Source organism: Phaeobacter sp. A36a-5a (genome assembly GCF_037911135.1).
GTDB lineage: Bacteria > Pseudomonadota > Alphaproteobacteria > Rhodobacterales > Rhodobacteraceae > Phaeobacter > Phaeobacter bryozoorum.
Genome location: NZ_JBBLYU010000001.1, coordinates 1,110,098 through 1,125,927 on the forward strand (window position 1 = coordinate 1,110,098; position 15,830 = coordinate 1,125,927).

The window sequence follows — 15,830 nt, forward strand, 5'->3', positions numbered from 1 at the left end:
ACGTCCTGTCCGGAACGCCGGGCGGGACGACCACCCAAGGGAGGAAACAAGATGAATAATAAGGCAATCACCGCAATTGCCATGGCGCTGGCCTTGCCCGTTACCGCCTTTGCCGAGGCGGATGATGATACGCTGGTCGTCAATGACGAGATCGAAATAGTCACCAAGACCGCCGCACCCGCGCATGTTGCTGATGTGCTGGACGAGGTGATGTCAGGCTGGCATTTCCGCTCGGATGAGACGCAGGCGCTGCAGATGGATGATTTTGACAACCCTGCAATGGTCTTTGTCGATCAGGCAATGGACACATGGTCCAAGGTTGAAGGCACCGCGGAGAAATCCTGCGCCTCCTGCCACGACGATGTCGAAGAGAGCATGGTCGGCGTCCGCGCGGTTTACCCCAAGTGGAACGAGGATGCAGGCGAGATGCGTACCCTCGTCATGCAGATCAACGACTGCCGCGAGAACCAGATGGGCGCGGAGAAGTGGAAATACACCAGCGGCAAGATGGCGGCCATGGAAGCGCTGATTTCGGTGCAATCGCGCGGGATGCCGGTCAACGTGGCCATTGACGGCCCGGCCCAGTCCACCTGGGAACAGGGCAAGGAGCTCTACTACACCCGCACCGGTCAGCTAGAACTCTCCTGTGCCAATTGCCATGAAGACAACTATGGCAACATGATCCGCGCCGACCATCTGAGCCAGGGCCAGATCAATGGCTTCCCGGTCTACCGCTTGAAGAACACTAAGCTGAACACGGCCCATGCGCGGTTCAAAGGCTGCGTGCGTGACACCCGCGCCGAGACTTACAAACCGGGTTCGGCTGAGTTTGTGGCGCTGGAGCTCTATGTCGCATCGCGTGGCAACGGCCTCTCGGTCGAGGCACCGTCTGTCCGCAACTGATCCGCGTGGCCCCGTGTCAGAGATGATGCGGGGCGCGTTTCCCTCAATATCATTCAAACATGCGAATATATCGTGTGTCTCAGTAGGAAGATGAACCCATGATCTCGCGGCGTGATTTCTTGCAGGTCTCCATGGCAGCGTCAGCGCTTGTCGGGGCCTCAGGTTTTGGCAGCTGGGCCAGACTGGCAGCGCAGCAGAAGCTGACACAGGATCAGCTCCTGCAGTTTGACACCTATGGCAACATCAGCCTGATCCATGTCACGGACATTCACGCTCAGCTGAAGCCGATCTATTTTCGTGAGCCCTCGGTCAATCTTGGGGTTGGTGACAACAAGGGCCATGTTCCGCATATCACCGGCGCGGATTTCCGCAAGGCCTATGGGATCGCCGATGGCAGCCCCTCAGCTTATGCATTGACCTACAATGATTTTGCGTCGCTTGCGCAGGGCTATGGCCGGGTCGGGGGGCTGGATCGTGTTGCAACAATCATCAATGCCATCCGCGCCGACCGCCCCGATGCGCTGTTGCTGGATGGCGGCGACACCTGGCATGGCTCCTATACCTGTCATCACACCGAAGGCCAGGACATGGTCAATGTGATGAACGCGCTGAAGCCGGATGCGATGACCTTCCACTGGGAGTTCACGCTGGGATCGGACCGGGTGAATGAGATCGTCGAGGGGCTGCCCTTTGCCGCACTTGGCCAGAATATCTTTGACGCGGAATGGGATGAACCGGCTGAGCTGTTCAAACCTTACAAATTTTTCGAAAGGGGCGGGGCCAAGGTAGCCGTGATCGGTCAGGCCTTCCCCTATATGCCGATTGCAAACCCCGGCTGGATGTTCCCGGAATACTCCTTTGGGATCCGCGATGAACATATGCAGGAGATGGTCGACGAGGTACGCGCCGCTGGTGCGGATGTTGTTGTGGTGCTGTCGCACAACGGTTTTGACGTTGACAAGAAAATGGCCGGTGTGGTCAGCGGCATCGACGTGATCCTGTCCGGCCACACCCATGATGCGCTACCGGAACCGGTTCTTGTTGGTCAGACCCACATTGTTGCGTCTGGGTCCAATGGCAAATTTGTCTCCCGCGTGGATCTGGACGTGCGTGACAGCCAGCTGATGGGGCTGCGGCACAAGCTGATCCCGGTGTTTTCGGACGTCATTGCGCCGGATCCGGTGATCAGCCAGCTGATCAACGACCAGCGCGCGCCCTATGAGGCAGAGCTGGCCGAGGTGATCGGCCAGACTGATGAGTTGCTCTATCGGCGCGGCAATTTCAACGGCACTTGGGACGATCTCATCTGTGACGCGCTGCTGAGCGAGCGTGAGGCCGATATCGCCCTGTCGCCCGGCGTGCGTTGGGGGCCGTCCTTGCTGCCCGGCGATGACATCACCCGCGAGGATATCTGGAATGTCACGTCGATGAGCTACGGTGCAGCCTATCGCAATGAAATGACAGGCGAATTCCTGAAGGTGGTGATGGAGGACGTGGCCGACAACATTTTCAATCCCGACCCTTATTACCAGCAGGGCGGCGACATGGTGCGCGTCGGTGGCATGGGCTACCATATCGACATCACCAAGCCGCAGGGCGAACGGATCAGCAATATGACACTGCTGAAGACCGGCGAGGCGATTGACCTGGCCAAGACCTATATCGTTGCCGGCTGGGCCAGCGTGAATGAAGGGACCGAGGGGCCGCAGATCTGGGATGTGGTCGAAAGCCACATTCGCAAGATGGGCACCGTTACCCTTTCCCCGAACAATTCCGTGCAGGTGTCGGGCGCCTAAGCCCGGCATCCGCCAAAAATTTTTGCGCTGATGAATTCACGAAAGTGAATTTTTCGATGTAAGGAGGCAATCAGAGATGACTGATAAACCGAAGCAAACCAGCCGGTCGCGTCGCCAGTTTCTGGCCGGTGCTGCGGCGGTTGGGGCAGGGGCAGTAGCGAGCCGTTCTGCTGGCGCTGCGACACCCGACCCGCTGATCATAGAGGTGCAGGACTGGGCATCCGGTCTTGGCGACGGCGTGGATACCACCCCCTACGGCCTGCCGATCAAATACGAAAGCGACGTGGTCCGGCGCAATGTGGAGTGGCTGACGGCGGACACCATCAGCTCGATCAACTTCACGCCGATCCACGCGCTGGACGGAACCATCACCCCGCAAGGCTGCGCCTTTGAACGTCATCACTCCGGCGCGATTGAGCTGCGCAAGGATGACTATCGGCTGATGATCAACGGCCTGGTCGACACGCCTTTGGTGTTTACCTATGCGGATCTGGAACGCTTCCCGCGCGAAAACCGCGTCTATTTCTGCGAATGTGCTGCGAATTCCGGCATGGAGTGGGCCGGCGCGCAACTCAATGGCGCGCAGTTCACCCATGGCATGATCCACAACATGGAATATTCCGGTGTCCCGCTGCGCAACCTGCTTGAGGAAGCTGGCGTAAACCCCGCAGGCAAATGGGTTTATGTCGAGGGGGCGGATGCGTCCTCCAACGGGCGCTCAATCCCGCTGGAGAAGGCGATGGACGACGTGCTGGTCGCCTTCAAGGCCAACGGTGAGGCGCTGCGCAAGGAGCACGGCTATCCGGTGCGCCTCGTGGTGCCCGGCTGGGAAGGCAATATGTGGGTCAAATGGCTGCGCCGGATCGAGGTCATGGCAGGTCCGGTCGAGAGCCGCGAGGAAACCTCGAAATACACCGACACGCTGGCCAATGGCATCAGCCGCAAGTGGACCTGGGAGATGGACGCAAAATCCGTTGTGACCAGCCCAAGCCCTCAGGCACCGATTACCCATGGCGCCGGGCCGCTGGTGATCACTGGCCTGGCCTGGTCCGGGCGCGGCGCAATCACTGGCGTGGATGTGTCCCTGGATGGCGGCAAGACCTGGACCGAGGCGCGGCTGGCGGCACCGGGAACGGACAAGGCGCTGACCCGGTTCTATCTGGATATCAACTGGGACGGGTCCGAGATGCTGCTGCAAAGCCGGGCTCGCGACGCGTCGGGCTATGTGCAGCCAACCAAGGCGCAGCTGCGCGAGGTGCGGGGGCTGAATTCGATTTATCACAACAACGCCATCCAGACCTGGTGGGTCAAGGCAAACGGGGAGGCGGAAAATGTTGAGGTTTCTTGAAGTGGTGATGAAGCCCACCGAGGGGAGGCGGATTTTGCTTGCAGCGGCTGTCTTTTCCACGATGGTCGTGACGCCAGCCGCAGCGGAAAAATTCGGCCTCGGTCGCCCGGCCTTGCCGGAGGAAATCGCGGCCTGGGATCTCGATGTCTCTCCCGATGGCACCGGGCTGCCCGAAGGCTCGGGCGATGTCTTCACCGGCGAGGAGGTCTTTGCCGAAAAATGCGCGGTCTGCCACGGCGATTTCGCCGAGGGTGTGGGCAATTGGCCCAAGCTCGCGGGCGGGCAGGGCACGCTCGACCATGACGATCCGCTGAAAACTGTCGGCAGCTACTGGCCGTATCTCTCGACCACGTGGGATTACGTGAACCGTTCCATGCCCTTTGGCGACGCACAATCTCTGACCCCGGATGAGGTCTATGCGATTGTCGCCTATATCCTCTATTCCAACGACCTGGTCGATGATGAGTTTGTGCTGTCGGACGAAACCTTTGCCGGGGTGCAGCTGCCCAATGCGGATGGCTTCATTCTGGATGACCGGCTGGAAGCGGAAAAACACTTCTGGACCGCTTCGCCCTGCATGGAGAGCTGCAAGGATAGCGTCGAGATTACCATGCGCGCCATGGTGCTGGATGTGACGCCGGACGAAACCGATGCCGCTGAGACACAAGCGGACACGGCAGCCGAACCGGCCGTGCCCGCCGCAGAGGCAGACAGCGCGTCCGTCAAAGAGGCCGTCGCCCCAGAGGCTACCCCAGACATCGGTCCAGACCCTGAGCTGGTCGCAAAGGGCGAGAAGACCTTTCGCAAATGCAAATCCTGCCACCAGATCGGCGCGGGCGCGAAATCGAAAACCGGTCCGATCCTGAACGGAATCATCGGCGCGCCAGCCGCCCATGTTGATGGGTTTCGCTATTCCAAGGCGCTGCTAGCGGCGGCAGAAAATGGGCTGGTCTGGGATGAGGCCGCGCTTGCAGCCTTTCTCGCAAATCCGAAGAAATACATGAAAGGGACCAAGATGTCCTTTGCGGGGTTGAAGAAAGACGCCGATATCGAAGCGGTGATCGCTTATCTGAAGGCCGCAACCGCCGACTGACCCCGCCAGCACTCCTCAATGCAGGCGTCAGGCGATGCCTGCCTCCCACCACCTCCGCGATGGCTATCGCGGGGGTGGTTTGCGTTCCGCCAGAGTTGTGTCGTTCCGCCGCTGTCTGAACACTTGTTTTGCCCAACGTCTTCAGATACTCACGCCGATTCTTTCTCAGCGACAGGTGTCAGACATGACCACTCCCAACACCCTTGGAATCGACTTTGGCACCTCCAACTCGGCAGCCGGTGTTGCGGTCAACGGACGACCCTGGCTGGTGGAGATCGAGCCGGGGGAAACCACGCTGCCAACCGCCGTGTTCTTTGATCCTGATCGTCGCAAGATGATTATCGGGCGGCCAGCCACCCGCGCGTTGATCAATGGGGACGAAGGCCGCTTCATGCGTGCCTTGAAAAGCCTGCTCGGCACGCCGCTGATGTATGAAAAACGTCGTCTGAATGGTGAGCTGGTCGATTTTGTCACTATCGTGGCCCGTTTTCTGGCCGAGCTGAAGACCCGGGCAGAGGCGGCAACCGGCCAGTCGTTCAGCCATGCGCTGTCAGGCCGACCGGTGCTGTTTCACAGCAAGGATGCAGCCCGCGATGCCCAGGCCGAAGTGGACCTGCGCGCCTGCTATCTGGCCGCAGGGTTTGAGGAGGTCCGTTTCATGCTGGAACCCGAAGCGGCCCTGCGCTCGGCACAGCCCAAGCCCGGCATCGGCCTGATCGTTGATATCGGCGGCGGCACCTCGGACTTCACAGCCTTTGAGCAGTCACGGGATGGGACCGCGCGTATTCTGGCCTCGCATGGCGTGCGTCTTGGCGGGACCGATTTCGACCGGCAGCTGAGCATTGATCACGTGATGCCGCTGTTGGGGCGCGGCAGTGCCATTCGCAACAGTTTTGGCGGCGGCAGCCTGCCTGCACCCAACCGGCTGTTCAACGATCTGGCGACCTGGCAGATGATCCCTTTCCTCTATGCTGCCGACAGTCGCCGCGCCGCGCAGGATCTGGCGCGCAATGCCGAAGAACCTGAAAAACTGGCACGGCTTGTCTCCGTGTTGGAAGATGAGCTGGGGCACGATCTGGCCTTTGCCGTTGAGCGGGGCAAAATCGCAGTCAATCACCCAGATCGCCGCCGCGCGGTGATTGATCTGAAGGTTCTGGAACCGGGGCTGTCGGTGCCCCTGGACACGCAGACGCTTGAGCAGAGCCTGGCGAGCGATATCGACGAGATCACCGCCTGTGCCCGCGAGACCCTTCGTCGGGCGGATCTGCGCGGTGATCAGGTCACGCGGGTGGTTCTGGTCGGGGGTTCGGCCCTGCTTGCGGCGGTGCAGACGCAGATGCAGCAGCTCTGTCCGCGCGCTGAGCTATATTCAGAGAACGCGATGACAGCTGTCGCCGATGGTCTGGCGCTGGCTGCGGGCAGCGCGTTTGCCTGAGGCCGCGAACTGACGTCGGACATAGGCTTGCGCCGGGGTGATCTGATGGCTGGTCTCGACGCAGATTTCAGCTAGACTGAAGGTTCAGCCCATAAGCTTCGGATTCAGGTTTTTTAAGATGTTCCAGTTGTTTCGCCCCTTCACCTCAGATGCCACCACCACTCATCGTCGAGCGCCGCTGCTGCTCAGCCGTCGGCTGTCAGCCATCGCCGTCACCGCGATGCTGGCCTCTGGCCTTCCCCTTGCCGCGATGGCGGCATCCTGCGGCAATACCTCTGCCGGGTTTGAGACCTGGAAACGCGATTTCGCCCAGGAGGCGCAACGCGCCGGCGTCCGCCAGGCCGGGCTGAACGCGCTGGCCAATACCAGCTACGCCAGCCGCACCATCGCCGCAGATCGCAACCAGAAGAGCTTTCGCTATTCTCTTGAGAAATTCATGCAGATCCGCGGCGCCAATACGATCATCGCCCAAGGCCGCAAGCGCAAGGCACGCAATGCGGAGTTCTTTGCCGCCTTGGAACGCAAGTTCGGGGTTCCGGCCGGGATCCTGATTGCGATTCACGGTATGGAAACTGCGTTTGGCAATTACATGGGTGACAGTCAGGTGGTCTCGGCCATCGTGACGCTGACCTACGACTGCCGCCGCTCCGATTTCTTCAAACCCCATGCCATTGGTGCGCTGAAACTGGTGGATCAGGGCGCCATTACCGGCGCGACCAAAGGCGCCAAACACGGCGAACTGGGGCACACCCAGTTCCTGCCGGGGAATGCGCTCAACTACGGTGTGGACTGGGATGGCAACGGGCGGGTGGATTTCTACAACATGGGGGATGCGCTGGCCTCAACCGCCCATTTCCTGCGCAAGAAAGGCTGGAAACCCGGGCGTGGCTACCAACAGGGGGAGCCGAATTACCGCGTGCTGAAGGAATGGAATGCGGCAACCGTCTACCAGCAGTCGCTGGCCATCATGGGGCGCAAGATCGACGGCTGAGGACACCGCCTGCTCATCCGCAACGGGGGGCTGCTGCTGTCGGCGGCTGCTGCGGCTCAGTTCCACCCCTTGCGGAAAAAATGCGGGCTGGCGCCGAACTTGCGTTTGAACTGGCGCGAGAAATGCGTGGCGCTGTTGAAGCCAGACGCCAGCGCGATCTCGGTCACTGACATCGAGGTCTCGTTCATCAGCGCAAAGGCATGGCTGAGCCGCATGTCGAAATAGACATGCATCGGGCTCTGGTCGAGATAGCGCGCAAACAGCCGCTCCAGCTGACGGCGCGAGATATCCAGCCGATCACAGAGCTCGCCGATTGAGAGTGGCTCCTCAATTGATTCCTGCATCAGCTGAAGCGCGTTCAGCAGCCGTTGGTTGCGGCTGCCGATTGCGACCGCGTAATTGGACTTCTGCGGTGTGCTCTGCCCGCCGGTACGCACATGCAGGCACATGTCGGCAACAATGATCGCCAGCTGCTTGCCATGGCGTTCCTCGATCAGGTTCAGCATCATATCTGTGGCTGCATTGCCGCCGCCGCATGTCATCAGAGTATCGCTGATTTCAAAGATCCGAGGCGATGGGAGCAGGTCCGGATATCTCTCGACAAAACCGGGCTGGTTCTCCCAGTGCAGGGTGAACCGATGCTCGCCCAGCAGCCCAGCCTGCGCCAGAGCAAAGGCCCCGGTGCAGATGCCGCCGATCGAGCGGCCAAAGCGGCGTTCGCGCCGCAGCCAGTTCAACACCGTCTCACTGGCGGCATTCTGCGGTTCCACGCCCGAGCAGACAAAAGCCAGAGCATCCCCCGGGAGCGGACCCATTGGCAGGTCCGGCGTGATGGTCATCCCGTTTGAACAGCGGATCGGTTCGCCATCCGGTGTCATCACATACCAGCGATAGAGCTGCGTATTGGTGACCTGATTGGCAATGCGCAACGGCTCGACGGCGGCCGCGATGGGCAGCATCGTCGCCTTCGGCAGCAGCAGGAAATAGAAATCCTGCGGCTCACCGTCAAAGGGGATCGTCAGATTGGCCGACGCCCCTTTTTGCACAAAATAGTCATCGATCATTTCGGGAACCTGTAACACACCGGTTTCGGTTGGGTCTGTGATCTTTGCTAGTTAACCCCGATCTGCGGCCTGCATCCCACCTTTTGCGACGGCGGGGCGATGGTTTTCGACGCGGACCTGACTGTTTGCGCCACCGAAGCCGCATTCGGGTGCAGGGCACAGGCCAGCGCAAAAACAATCGCCGCCCCTTGCAGCCCAAATGTGGCGGCACTAAGACTCGGGTAATACTCAGTCGGCTATGATGCCGATACAATTCAAAGCAGGCAGGTCAATATGGTCGATCCAAGAGAAACATACATGAACACGCTGGTGCCGATGGTGGTGGAACAGACCAGCCGCGGTGAACGCGCCTATGATATCTTTTCGCGCCTGCTGAAGGAGCGGATCATTTTCCTTAACGGTCCGGTTCACGACGGCATGAGTTCCCTGATCGTGGCCCAGCTGCTGCACCTTGAGGCGGAGAACCCGTCGAAAGAGATCTCGATGTATATCAACAGCCCCGGCGGCGTTGTGACCTCGGGCCTGTCGATCTATGACACCATGCAATACATCAAGCCGAAGGTTTCGACACTGGTGATCGGCCAGGCGGCCTCCATGGGCTCGCTGCTGCTGACGGCGGGTGAGGCGGGGATGCGGTTCTCGCTGCCCAACAGCCGCGTCATGGTGCATCAGCCCTCCGGTGGCTTCCAAGGGCAGGCGACGGATATCATGATCCACGCCGAGGAAACCCTGAAGCTGAAGAAGCGCCTGAACGAAATCTACGTCAAGCACACCGGCCAGGAATACGACAAGATCGTGAACGCGCTGGAGCGGGATAATTTCATGTCTCCCGAAGAGGCGAAGGAATTCGGATTGATCGACGAAATCGTCGAAAACCGCAGCAAGCTGGACGACGAGGACAGCTGATCAGCGGTGTGAGCTGGCAGGTGTGCCCCGTCGTCATCGGGGCACACTTTGCGATTGTGGCTGCTGTGCCTGTGGCATAAGCTGCCAATATTACGGGTGGCGCAGGAGGCGCATGCACGCCCTGGACGGAAAGGTAGACCATGGCAACGAACTCAAGCGGCGACAGTAAGAACACGCTTTATTGCAGCTTCTGCGGCAAGAGCCAGCATGAGGTACGCAAGCTTATTGCGGGCCCAACCGTGTTCATCTGCGACGAATGCGTCGAACTGTGCATGGACATCATCCGCGAAGAGACAAAGGCCTCCGGGCTGAAGTCCACCGACGGCGTTCCGACGCCGAAGGACATCTGCGAGGTCCTTGACGATTATGTGATCGGTCAGGCAATGGCCAAGCGGGTGCTGTCTGTTGCGGTGCACAACCACTACAAGCGCCTGAATCACGCTCAGAAGGCGGGTTCGGACATCGAATTGTCAAAATCCAACATTTTGCTGATCGGCCCAACCGGCTGCGGCAAGACGCTGCTGGCGCAGACGCTGGCGCGTATTCTGGATGTGCCCTTCACCATGGCGGATGCGACCACGCTGACCGAAGCCGGTTATGTGGGCGAGGATGTCGAGAATATCATTCTCAAGCTGTTGCAGGCGTCGGAATACAACGTCGAACGTGCGCAGCGCGGCATCGTCTACATCGACGAGGTCGACAAGATCACCCGCAAGTCGGAAAACCCTTCGATCACCCGCGACGTGTCGGGCGAGGGGGTGCAGCAGGCGCTGCTGAAGCTGATGGAAGGTACCGTGGCCAGCGTGCCGCCGCAGGGCGGGCGCAAGCATCCGCAGCAGGAATTCCTGCAGGTGGACACCACCAATATCCTGTTCATCTGCGGTGGTGCCTTCGCCGGTCTCGACAAGATCATCAAACAGCGCGGCAAGGGCTCGGCCATGGGCTTTGGCGCGGATGTGCGTGATGACAGCGATGCGGGTGTCGGTGAAACCTTCAAGAAGCTTGAACCTGAAGACCTGCTAAAATTCGGCCTGATCCCGGAATTCGTCGGCCGTCTGCCGGTTCTGGCAACACTGGAAGATCTGGATGAGGACGCGCTGATCACCATTCTGACCAAGCCGAAGAATGCTCTGGTCAAACAGTATCAGCGCCTGTTCGAGCTGGAAGATACCGAGCTGGACTTTACCGAGGAAGCGCTGAGTGCGATAGCGAAGAAAGCGATCGAACGCAAAACCGGCGCCCGTGGTCTGCGCTCCATTCTGGAGGATATCCTGCTCGACACCATGTTTGAGCTGCCGGGAATGGACAGCGTCGAGAAAGTGGTCGTGAACGAAGAGGCTGTGAACTCGGACGCACAACCGCTGATGATCCACGCCGACGCCGAAAAAGAGTCGGCGACAGCTGGTTAAGCTTTGGAGCGATGCCAATGGCTGAGCTGAGATGATTGAAAGGCGGCGTGAGGGTAACCTTGCGCCGCTTTTCCATGTGATTTTCGGTAAGAAAGAGACAGAGAACATGATCAAACGCATTTCCTCCGGAGGCGAATTTGAGGCCAAGATCGGCTATTGCCGCGCCGTGGTTGCGGGCGGCTTTGTGCATGTGGCAGGCACCGTGGGACAGGGGGACGACGTGGTCGCGCAGTGCCAGTCAGCGCTTAATATCATTGGGGCCGCGCTTGAGCAGGCGGGCAGCAGTTTTGCCGATGTGGTACGGGTGAACTACTACCTGCCCGATCGCGCTGAGTTCGAGCCCTGCTGGCCGCTGTTGGCGCAGACCTTTGGCGATAACCCGCCAGCTGCCACGATGATCGAATGCGGGCTGATTGATCCCAAGTTTCGGATCGAGATCGAGGTAACGGCCCTGGCGTCGGCCTAAGGGGAACTCTGGCCTGGGCCGACTGCGGGCTAGAACTCGAAACTACGCATAGGGGCGGTTTCCTTGCGGCGCCGCTCCATCAGCTTCTGCAACTCGCTTTTCTCTGGGTCTGCATCCAGGCCCAGCATGGATTTCGCCGCGTCCAGCGTTTTCATTGTCATCTGCTGCCAATCTCCTTCATCCGGTTCGGTCAGGCGGATCGTCTTTGGCCCCTGCTGGGCACGGTCGCCGTGGATCATCAGGCTGGTCACCTGCATCAGGTCCAGCACAGTAACGGCGACAATAAGGGTTGCGACCAGAGAAAGGATGAAGCGCACGGGCGGCCTCGCTATCGGATGTTAAGAATTCACGCGCATCTTAGGCGGCAATTATGGCCCGATTGTGCAAATGCCCGAGAAGTTTTGCGACAATCCCCATGGGCGGGTGCAGCGTGTCTGGACCTTGGCGGTAAATTGCGCCATATCAGAAGCGAAATTTTCGGAGGAACCGATGGGAATCCTGAACTCTCTCTTGCGGGCTGTGACCTGGTGGAACGGCTCGACCCTGAATACGCGTATCTTCACCGCCCGTAAGGGCACCAAGGTGGGTGAGGACGATCAGGGCAACGTGTATTATCGCAATGCCGACGACAGCAAGCGCTGGGTGATGTTCAACGGCGAGGTTGAGGCCTCGCGCATCGGGGCAGATTGGCATGGCTGGTTGCACCGCACGTTTGACGAAGTGCCGTCCGAAAAACCTCTGGCGCATAAACCCTGGGAAAAGCCGCATCAGGAAAACCTGACCGGCACCATGCTGGCCTATGCGCCGGCCGGGTCGATCCGCGCAGCCGGAGCTCCCAAGGAACGCAGCGACTATGAAGCATGGTCGCCGGAATAAGCATCGGTCACATCTGATCGAGACAACAGCGTCGCCAGCGGCGCTGGCCGGTCGGCGCAGGTGTCGACCCATCCAAAGGCAGGGGCTGAAACAGCATGTCGCATAACACTACCGAGGTTCTGGCAGGTGGGCTGGTTCTGGCCGCTGCCATCGGATTTGCCGTCTATGCCGGTCAGGCAGCCGGTCTGTCGCGCGCCGGCTCTGCTTATGAGCTGAACGCCTCGTTCCGGTCTCTGGAAGGGGTGAGCGTCGGCACCGATGTCCGTCTTGCCGGTGTCAAGATCGGCACGGTCACCGGTGTTGAACTGAACCCGCAGACCTTTCGTGCCGATACCCGGTTCTCCGTCAAGGAAGGGATCGAGATCCCCGACGACAGCGCGGTGGTGATTTCTTCCGAAGGCCTGCTTGGCGGCAACTTCGTTGAGGTGATGCCCGGTGGATCGCCCTTTGCCTTTGAGGCGGGGGACGCGGTGGAGGACACTCAGGGCGCGGTCAGCCTGATCTCGCTTCTGGTGAAATTTGTTGCAGGCAGCGGAGACGAAGGCTGATGCGTCTGATTGCGGCGCTTTTTGCACTTGCGATGGCCACAGGTGTCGCTTGGGCGCAGGGGGCTGCTGAAAATGGCACCTCCGCCGTTTTGCGCGGCCTCGACAAGGTCAATGGTCAGACGCAGGATCTGGAAATTCCGGTGGGCGGCAGCGCTGAGATATTTGGCGTGATCGTTAGCCTGCAGGAATGCCGCTTTCCTGCCGACAACCCAACCGGCGATGCCTATGCCTATGTGACGGTGCGCAATCCCAATGATGCCACGGTTTATTTTGACGGCTGGATGATCGCGTCAAGCCCGGCTTTGAACGCGCTGGATCACAGCCGCTATGATATCTGGGTGATGCGCTGCACCAACGCCTGAGGCGTGGGCAGGGGGGCGGCGGTAAAATCCGCGTCAATATCCAGCGCCTCCCGCAATTGGCGGCGATAGCGCGCCCGGCTGATCTCGACCGCGCCGAGAGAGGCGAGATGCGGCGTCAGGAACTGCGTATCACAGAGGGTGAAACCCGTCTGTTGCAGCCGATCCATCAGATAGGCCAATGCGATCTTTGACGCGTCCCGGCGCCGGGAGAACATGCTCTCACCGAAGAACGCACCGCCCAGCACAACCCCATAGACGCCACCTGTCAGCTCACCTGCTTGATAAACCTCAAGCGAATGGGCGTTGCCCTGCTGGTGCAGGTCAATGTAGCGGGCGCGGATTTCTGGGTTGATCCATGTCTCGGCGCGATCGGCACAGCCGTCAAGCACTGCGGCAAAATCCCGGTTCACGGCAATTTCATGCCCCCCCTTTCGCAGGGTTTTGGCCAGCGAGCGCGACAGATGAAATCCACCGATCGGGAACACGCCGCGCCGCTTCGGATCTACCCAGAAAACGTCGGGGTCGTCCCGGCTCTCGGCCATGGGAAAAACGCCGACGGAATAGGCGTGAAGCAGCAGTTCTGGCGTGAGGGTCATAAGGCTAGTCTAAAACGGGATCGTGTGTTCGGGGAAATGGAAAACGCGATGATACAAGGCAAAGGGCAGGGGTAAAAATCGGGCAGCGGGAAAGAAAAAAGGCGGCCCCGCAAGGCCGCCCCAAATGATCAGGCGTTACCGAGATTGGTTTCCAGCCATTTTTCCAGCCAATGAATATTGTACTGCCCGGTGTGGATATCCTTCTCTTCGAGCAGCGCGTGGAACAGCGGAACGGTGGTGTCGACACCATCCACGATCAGCTCTCCCAGGGCACGGCTGAGACGCGCCAAGGCCTCTGGCCGGTCGCGGCCATGCACGATCAGCTTGCCAATCAGGCTGTCGTAGTAGGGCGGGATCGAATAGCCGTCGTAAAGCGCCGAATCCATCCGCACACCCAGCCCGCCGGGGGCGTGATACTGGGTGATCTTGCCCGGACAGGGCGAGAAGTTCGGCAGTTTCTCGGCGTTGATCCGCACCTCGATCGAGTGACCGTTGATCTCCAGATCGTCCTGTGTGAACGACATCGGCAGGCCTTCGGCGACCCGGATCTGCTCGCGCACCAGATCGACACCGAAAATGCTCTCGGTGACCGGATGTTCCACCTGCAGGCGGGTGTTCATCTCGATGAAGTAGAATTCACCGTTTTCATAGAGGAACTCGATGGTGCCAGCGCCAATGTAATTGATCTTTGCAACAGCATCCGCACAGGTCTTGCCGATCCGCGCGCGTTCCTCCGGGGTAATGCAGGGGCCGGGAGCCTCCTCGAAAACCTTCTGGTGGCGCCGCTGCAGCGAACAGTCGCGCTCGCCCAGATGCACGGCATTGCCCTTGCCGTCGCCAAAGACCTGGATCTCGATGTGGCGCGGTGTGGTCAGGTATTTCTCGATATAGACCTCATCGTTGCCAAAGGCGGCTTTGCCTTCGGCGCGGGCAGTCATGAAGGCCTGTTCCATGTCGGCGGCGGTCTTGGCCACCTTCATGCCACGTCCGCCACCGCCGGCGGTGGCCTTGATGATCACCGGATAGCCGATGTCCTCGCCAATTTTCTTGGCAGTTTCCAGATCCGGTACACCACCGTCGGAGCCGGGCACGCAGGGCACGCCCAGATCCTTCATGGTGTCCTTTGCGGTGATCTTGTCGCCCATGACGCGGATATGTTCCGCGGTGGGGCCGATAAAGGTCAGCCCGTGGTCTTCGACGATCTGAACGAAATTGGCATTCTCCGACAGGAAGCCATAGCCGGGATGGATCGCCTGAGCACCGGTGATCTCGCAGGCGGAGATGATGGCGGGGATCGACAGGTAGCTGTGGGTGCCGGACGGCGGTCCGATACAGACGGATTCGTCGGCCATGCGAACATGCATCGCATCCGCGTCAGCGGTGGAATGCACGGCAACCGACTTGATGCCCATTTCCCGGCAGGCGCGGATCACGCGCAGCGCGATCTCACCTCGGTTGGCAATCAGGATCTTATCAAACATGTTGGACCCTTACTCGATGATGACCAGCGGCGTTCCGAATTCGACCGCTGCGCCGTCTTCGACGAGGATACGCTTGATGGTGCCGGCCTTCGGGGCCGGGATGTGGTTCATGGTCTTCATGGCTTCGACGATCAAGAGGGTATCGCCCTCGGCCACCTGATCGCCAACTTTTACAAAGGTCGGCGCGCCCGGTTCGGGCTGGGTGTAGACGGTCCCGACCATCGGCGAGGGAACGGCGCCGGGGTGGCTGGCGGGATCCTCTGCGGCGGCGGGGGCTGCGGCAGGGGCGGCGGCCGCCGGGGCAGCTGCCGCGGCCACCGGGGCCGGTGCGGCATAAGCCTGTACAGGGGCCGCGGCCATGGTCTGGCGGGATACGCGCACGTTCAGGCTGTCGTCTTCGCCGTAGTCACGTTTGACCTGCAATTCGGTCAGATCATTGTCGCGCAGCAGTTCCGCCAGCGCTTTGATGAAGGATACGTCTGCTTCGTGGGTCTTATTTGTCATTGTTGTCCTCAGCCGGTTCCGACAGGCCCGCAGATCCCTACGGGCATAAGAA

At 60.1% G+C, this 15,830-nt stretch carries 17 protein-coding genes; 12 read left to right on the forward strand and 5 right to left on the reverse strand.

What is annotated here, in order from left to right; all coding sequences use genetic code 11:
* Positions 1 to 51: 51 nt before the first annotated feature.
* The 6 genes from soxA (at position 52) to WLQ66_RS05240 (ending at position 7,566) form a co-directional block, all read left to right on the forward strand.
* On the forward strand, positions 52 to 903 hold the full coding sequence (soxA, locus tag WLQ66_RS05215) for a sulfur oxidation c-type cytochrome SoxA (protein WP_340545305.1): 852 nt from the start codon (positions 52 to 54) through the stop codon (positions 901 to 903).
* 98 nt (positions 904 to 1,001) lie between these two features.
* Entirely contained in the window at positions 1,002 to 2,699 is a 1,698-nt protein-coding gene (soxB, locus tag WLQ66_RS05220) for a thiosulfohydrolase SoxB (RefSeq protein ID WP_340545306.1), read from the forward strand.
* A gap of 76 nt (positions 2,700 to 2,775) precedes the next feature.
* Complete coding sequence (gene soxC / locus WLQ66_RS05225) at positions 2,776 to 4,047, forward strand: sulfite dehydrogenase (RefSeq protein WP_340545307.1); 1,272 nt, start codon at positions 2,776 to 2,778, stop codon at positions 4,045 to 4,047.
* A 61-nt stretch (positions 4,048 to 4,108) separates the two neighbouring features.
* On the forward strand, positions 4,109 to 5,140 hold the full coding sequence (locus WLQ66_RS05230; protein WP_340546307.1) for a c-type cytochrome: 1,032 nt from the start codon (positions 4,109 to 4,111) through the stop codon (positions 5,138 to 5,140).
* Positions 5,141 to 5,324: 184 nt separating this feature from the next.
* On the forward strand, positions 5,325 to 6,575 hold the full coding sequence (locus WLQ66_RS05235; protein ID WP_340545308.1) for an Hsp70 family protein: 1,251 nt from the start codon (positions 5,325 to 5,327) through the stop codon (positions 6,573 to 6,575).
* A 220-nt stretch (positions 6,576 to 6,795) separates the two neighbouring features.
* Entirely contained in the window at positions 6,796 to 7,566 is a 771-nt protein-coding gene (locus WLQ66_RS05240) for a lytic murein transglycosylase (protein WP_340546308.1), read from the forward strand.
* A gap of 56 nt (positions 7,567 to 7,622) precedes the next feature.
* Here the strand turns inward: WLQ66_RS05240 and WLQ66_RS05245 are convergent, their stop codons facing one another.
* Positions 7,623 to 8,630 carry a GlxA family transcriptional regulator gene (locus tag WLQ66_RS05245; RefSeq protein ID WP_340545309.1) on the reverse strand — a complete coding sequence of 336 codons (1,008 nt, stop codon included), beginning with the start codon at positions 8,628 to 8,630 and terminating at the stop codon, positions 7,623 to 7,625.
* Between the two features lie 273 nt (positions 8,631 to 8,903).
* Here WLQ66_RS05245 and WLQ66_RS05250 point away from each other — a divergent pair, with 273 nt between their 5' ends.
* The 3 genes from WLQ66_RS05250 (at position 8,904) to WLQ66_RS05260 (ending at position 11,411) form a co-directional block, all read left to right on the forward strand.
* On the forward strand, positions 8,904 to 9,536 hold the full coding sequence (locus WLQ66_RS05250) for an ATP-dependent Clp protease proteolytic subunit (RefSeq protein WP_340545310.1): 633 nt from the start codon (positions 8,904 to 8,906) through the stop codon (positions 9,534 to 9,536).
* Positions 9,537 to 9,676: 140 nt separating this feature from the next.
* Positions 9,677 to 10,945 (forward strand): ATP-dependent Clp protease ATP-binding subunit ClpX, encoded by a 1,269-nt coding sequence (gene clpX, locus WLQ66_RS05255; RefSeq protein WP_340545311.1) that lies wholly within the window; start codon positions 9,677 to 9,679, stop codon positions 10,943 to 10,945.
* A 106-nt stretch (positions 10,946 to 11,051) separates the two neighbouring features.
* Positions 11,052 to 11,411, forward strand: a complete 360-nt coding sequence (locus WLQ66_RS05260) for a RidA family protein (RefSeq protein ID WP_340545312.1) — start codon at positions 11,052 to 11,054, stop codon at positions 11,409 to 11,411.
* A 29-nt stretch (positions 11,412 to 11,440) separates the two neighbouring features.
* Here WLQ66_RS05260 and WLQ66_RS05265 read toward each other — a convergent pair whose 3' ends face one another.
* A complete protein-coding gene (locus WLQ66_RS05265; RefSeq protein ID WP_340545313.1) occupies positions 11,441 to 11,728 on the reverse strand; it encodes a hypothetical protein in 288 nt (95 codons plus the stop codon).
* A gap of 172 nt (positions 11,729 to 11,900) precedes the next feature.
* Here WLQ66_RS05265 and WLQ66_RS05270 point away from each other — a divergent pair, with 172 nt between their 5' ends.
* The 3 genes from WLQ66_RS05270 (at position 11,901) to WLQ66_RS05280 (ending at position 13,197) form a co-directional block, all read left to right on the forward strand.
* Positions 11,901 to 12,287: an NADH:ubiquinone oxidoreductase subunit NDUFA12 gene (locus WLQ66_RS05270; protein WP_340545314.1), complete on the forward strand. Its 387-nt coding sequence runs from the start codon at positions 11,901 to 11,903 to the stop codon at positions 12,285 to 12,287.
* A 95-nt stretch (positions 12,288 to 12,382) separates the two neighbouring features.
* On the forward strand, positions 12,383 to 12,835 hold the full coding sequence (gene mlaD, locus WLQ66_RS05275) for an outer membrane lipid asymmetry maintenance protein MlaD (RefSeq protein WP_340545315.1): 453 nt from the start codon (positions 12,383 to 12,385) through the stop codon (positions 12,833 to 12,835).
* Positions 12,835 to 13,197: a DUF2155 domain-containing protein gene (locus WLQ66_RS05280; RefSeq protein WP_340545316.1), complete on the forward strand. Its 363-nt coding sequence runs from the start codon at positions 12,835 to 12,837 to the stop codon at positions 13,195 to 13,197. The genes mlaD and WLQ66_RS05280 overlap by 1 nt, the downstream gene beginning before the upstream one ends.
* On the opposite strand, the gene aat is transcribed toward WLQ66_RS05280, so the two are convergent.
* The 3 genes from aat to accB form a co-directional block, all read right to left on the reverse strand.
* The gene (gene aat, locus WLQ66_RS05285; RefSeq protein WP_340545317.1) at positions 13,161 to 13,793 is read right to left on the reverse strand and encodes a leucyl/phenylalanyl-tRNA--protein transferase; all 633 of its coding nucleotides are present in this window, start codon (positions 13,791 to 13,793) and stop codon (positions 13,161 to 13,163) included. The genes WLQ66_RS05280 and aat overlap by 37 nt on opposite strands.
* 128 nt (positions 13,794 to 13,921) lie before the next feature.
* Positions 13,922 to 15,274 (reverse strand): acetyl-CoA carboxylase biotin carboxylase subunit, encoded by a 1,353-nt coding sequence (gene accC, locus WLQ66_RS05290; protein WP_340545318.1) that lies wholly within the window; start codon positions 15,272 to 15,274, stop codon positions 13,922 to 13,924.
* Positions 15,275 to 15,283: 9 nt separating this feature from the next.
* Complete coding sequence (gene accB, locus WLQ66_RS05295) at positions 15,284 to 15,778, reverse strand: acetyl-CoA carboxylase biotin carboxyl carrier protein (protein WP_340545319.1); 495 nt, start codon at positions 15,776 to 15,778, stop codon at positions 15,284 to 15,286.
* Positions 15,779 to 15,830 lie beyond the last annotated feature (52 nt).